6 protein-coding genes are annotated in these 3,667 nt (G+C 59.7%); 2 read left to right on the top strand and 4 right to left on the bottom strand.

Annotation, left to right across the window (positions count from 1 at the left end; translation table 11 throughout):
* The coding region (locus RZR99_RS32315) for an SDR family NAD(P)-dependent oxidoreductase (RefSeq protein WP_323123758.1) at positions 1 to 104 on the bottom strand (104 nt) is incomplete at its 3' end.
* 185 nt (positions 105 to 289) lie between these two features.
* On the opposite strand from RZR99_RS32315, the gene RZR99_RS32310 reads away from it, so the two are divergent.
* A complete protein-coding gene (locus tag RZR99_RS32310; protein ID WP_323123757.1) occupies positions 290 to 1,261 on the top strand; it encodes a potassium channel beta subunit family protein in 972 nt (323 codons plus the stop codon).
* Between the two features lie 129 nt (positions 1,262 to 1,390).
* Entirely contained in the window at positions 1,391 to 2,236 is an 846-nt protein-coding gene (locus RZR99_RS32305; protein WP_323123756.1) for a 23S rRNA (adenine(2030)-N(6))-methyltransferase RlmJ, read from the top strand.
* 11 nt (positions 2,237 to 2,247) lie between these two features.
* On the opposite strand, the gene RZR99_RS32300 is transcribed toward RZR99_RS32305, so the two are convergent.
* The 3 genes from RZR99_RS32300 to cueR form a co-directional block, all read right to left on the bottom strand.
* Positions 2,248 to 2,517: a hypothetical protein gene (locus tag RZR99_RS32300; RefSeq protein ID WP_323123755.1), complete on the bottom strand. Its 270-nt coding sequence runs from the start codon at positions 2,515 to 2,517 to the stop codon at positions 2,248 to 2,250.
* 212 nt (positions 2,518 to 2,729) lie between these two features.
* The gene (locus tag RZR99_RS32295; RefSeq protein WP_323123754.1) at positions 2,730 to 2,876 is read right to left on the bottom strand and encodes a DUF3563 family protein; all 147 of its coding nucleotides are present in this window, start codon (positions 2,874 to 2,876) and stop codon (positions 2,730 to 2,732) included.
* A gap of 219 nt (positions 2,877 to 3,095) precedes the next feature.
* Positions 3,096 to 3,500, bottom strand: coding sequence for a Cu(I)-responsive transcriptional regulator (gene cueR / locus RZR99_RS32290; RefSeq protein ID WP_323123753.1), 405 nt, complete (start codon positions 3,498 to 3,500; stop codon positions 3,096 to 3,098).
* Between the last annotated feature and the right edge of the window lie 167 nt (positions 3,501 to 3,667).

Below are 3,667 nucleotides of genomic sequence, written 5' to 3'. Positions count from 1 at the left end.
GCCACCGCCGCGCCCGCCTTCGCCAGCTCCAGTGCGATTTCCTTGCCGATGCCGCTCGCCGCGCCCGTCACGACCGCCACCTTACCGTTCAAATTCGAAGCCATCCACCTCTCCTCGATCAACAAGACAATGAAAGCATGATGTCCGGCCCAAACCGGGGCGGCCGCTCGACCCTGGCCGAACGCCCGACTGCCGGCCCGCGGACAACCCCGCTATTGTGCATGAATGGGGCCGCACGCCGCGCCCAAACAGGCTAAGCTTGCTATCGGCCACACTCACGGGAGACGCCATGAACTACCGAAGACTAGGACGCTCAGGATTGCAGGTCAGCGAGTTGTCGATCGGATCGTGGGTCACCTACGGCAACCAGGTCGACCAGCGGGCAGCGCGGGAGTCGCTGGCCGCCGCGCGGGATGCCGGAGTGAATTTCTTCGATAACGCCGAGGTATACGCAGGCGGAAAGTCCGAGGAGATCATGGGACAGGCGCTGAAGTCGCTCGGCTGGCCACGCGTCAGCTACATCGTCTCCACCAAGTTCTTCTGGGGGCTCGCGGAGGCGCCGAACCAATATCACACGCTCAACCGCAAGTACCTGCTGCACGCGATCGACGCATCGCTGCACCGGCTGCAGCTCGACTATGTCGACCTCGTCTTCTGCCATCGCCCCGATCCCCACACCCCGATCGAGGAAACCGTCTGGGCCATGAGCGACATGATCTCGCGCGGCAAGGCGCTGTACTGGGGCACGTCGGAATGGAGCGCGGACGAAATCCGTGTTGCTTACGAAATCGCCGAGCGGCATCATCTGCACAAGCCAACCATGGAACAACCGCAGTACAACCTGTTTCATCGTCGGCGGGTCGAGCAGGAATATCAACGGCTTTACGAGGATCTGGGGCTGGGGCTCACGACCTGGAGCCCGCTCGCCTCCGGATTGCTCACGGGCAAATACCGCCATGGCGTTCCCGACGGCAGCCGAGCGCAAGTGCAAGGCTACGGCTGGCTGAGCGAACAACTGACCGATACGTCGAAAAATGCGATCGTCGGGCAGCTTGCTCGCGTCGCCGACGAACTGGGGTGCAGCGTCGGCCAGCTCGCCATTGCGTGGGTACTCAAGAATCCGCGCGTCAGTACCGTCATTACGGGCGCGTCGCACATCGAGCAGATCGCGGAAAACATGCGCGCGCTCGAGGTGGCGGCCAGACTGACTCCGGAGATCAAGCAGAAGATCGAGGCAATCGTGGGCGATGCCCATCAATAACGGCAACCCGGGTGACGTCGCGTACAATACGCGACCGCATCAGCCGGCCACACCCGCCCCTGCATCCCATTGCGCGATGTCGCGCGGGAGGCTCGGCCACTTCACGTTTCGCTCGGTTTTCCTGTCGCCATGCTCAGCTATCGTCACGGCTTTCACGCCGGCAATCACGCAGATGTGCTCAAACACGCTGTTGTCGTCCAACTGCTGCAATACCTGAACAAGAAGGACAAGTCGTATTGGTATGTGGATACGCACGCCGGCGCCGGAGTCTATTCACTGCTGGATGGCTACGCGGCGAAGACCGCCGAGTTCAGCACCGGGATCGAGAAGATCTGGAGTGCCGCGAATTTGCCTGCCGCACTGTCCGATTACGTCGACGAAGTCAGGGCGTTGAACGACGACGGCGAGCTTCGCTACTACCCTGGTTCGCCCTACCTCGCCTGGCGCCTGATGCGCGAACAAGACCGCATGCGTCTGTTCGAACTGCACAGCACGGAAATCGACGTGCTCCGCCACAACTTCCGTGACGCGGGACGGCGCGCGATGATCTATTCGGGTGACGGCTTCGACGGCGTCAAGGCGCTGTTGCCGCCTCCGCCCCGCCGCGCGCTGGTGCTGATCGATCCCTCGTACGAAGACAAGCGCGATTACGCACGCACGCTTGCCTGTGTCGAGGAGAATCTCAAGCGGTTCGCAACCGGATGTTATGCGATCTGGTATCCGCAGGTGAGCCGCCCCGAATCGCAGAAATTTCCTGATCACTTGAAGCGTCTGCAGCCTAACAATTGGCTGCATCTCGCGCTGACCGTCAGCCGCCCGCCCACCGACGGCTTTGGCTTGTTCGGCAGTGGCATGTTTATCCTGAATCCGCCTTATACGCTGGCGGAAGCGATGAAGGAGGCCCTGCCCTATCTCGTCGATGCGCTAGGACAGGACAACGGGGCCAAGTTCACGATCGAGCAGCGCGGCAATTGATCCGCACTCGCTCACTGGCGCGATTGCCGCGGCTGCTGGGGGTTCCAGGCAGGGATCTCGATATAGGGAGCGACGATCACCGGCATTCCGGAGTTGGGTGCCAGTTCCGCTGGCGCAGCCATCTGCGCAGGTGCCGCAATCGGCGCGCGTGATAACGGCGCATTCTGAAGGACGGTCCCGCTCTGGCCGTCGTGGATCCCGCTTTGGGTATCGAGGATTAGCGGTGCCCTGCCAGGCTCCGCACTGACCGACAGCGCAATCCCCGACACCATGATCAGCATGCCGAGGCGATACGTTGCCGAGCGGAAAAGACAATGAGCTATTGACATGAGAATCGATGTCTTCCGACAGGTGTAGGGACATCTCACCATAACGCCGCCGCTCCGCCCACGCCAGTCTTTCCGGCAAACGCAAAAGACAAAGCCCCGACGGTACGGGGCTCTTATCTCATCGCGCCAACTTCGGCACGGGATGGCTCGACGGCAAAAATCACTTACAGCGAATAGCCGTTAACTTCCAGCGAACGGATACGTTGTTCGAGTTGAACGATGTCGCTCGATCCGGCCAGGTAGGCTTCGCGGCGGTTACGTTCTGCGGACTCAAACCAGTTACTCAGCTTTTCAACGATGTAGGCAAACATGGTGGCTCTCCAAGGAAGGTTCAGATCCCTGGTGAATCGATGTCAGGGATATCCCATATAGGGTTAACCCGATTATAGCTGGAATGCACCAGCTTGCTAGTGAAATGCTCGAATACAGCCCATTCCATTTTGGAATAGCCGGTAAGCGTTGAACGTAAGCCTTTGATTTTTCTATTAGTCTGATCTTAGGGCGAGCGCTTGAAAGACAATGTCCGCGCACTACTTTGATGCATCACAACAATCGGCCAGGCGCTCCAGAATGGGGCAATCTGGACGGTCATCGCCGTGGCAGTGAGCGGCAAGGTTCGCCAGCGTATTCCTCATGTCGGTCAATTCGGCAATGCGATGGTTAAGGTCCGCCACGTGTCCCAGTGCGATCGCCTTGACCTCCGCGCTTGCCCGAGAACGGTCCTGCCAGAGCGCGAGCAATTTCCGGATGTCCTCAACCAGGAAGCCCAAGCGGCGCGCCTGACGAATAAAGCGAAGCAAGTGAACTTCCTCGTCGCGATAAATTCGATAGCCGGCATCGGTACGCTGCGCGGGACTTAACAAACCAACCCCTTCGTAATAGCGAATCATCTTTGCACTCACGCCAGATGCGCGCGCGGCCTCCCCGATGTTCACAATGTCACTCCTGATCTGGTTTCAAGCTAGATCTTAGCGCTATCTGCACAACGTCGCCGAGGAGGAGGAGAAGCGAGAGAGGAGAGAGTAGGAAGGGGGTTTTTCTTTTGTCGAAACCAATAGCAAAACCCCCGCCGAATGGGCGGGGGTTCTAGCAAAGGGAGCCT

The sequence above is a fragment of the Burkholderia alba genome, from assembly GCF_034721475.1.
Taxonomy (GTDB): Bacteria; Pseudomonadota; Gammaproteobacteria; order Burkholderiales; family Burkholderiaceae; genus Burkholderia; species Burkholderia alba.
The sequence above is the reverse complement of the archived record's forward strand: the minus strand, read 5'-3'. Positions and strand labels throughout refer to the sequence as shown.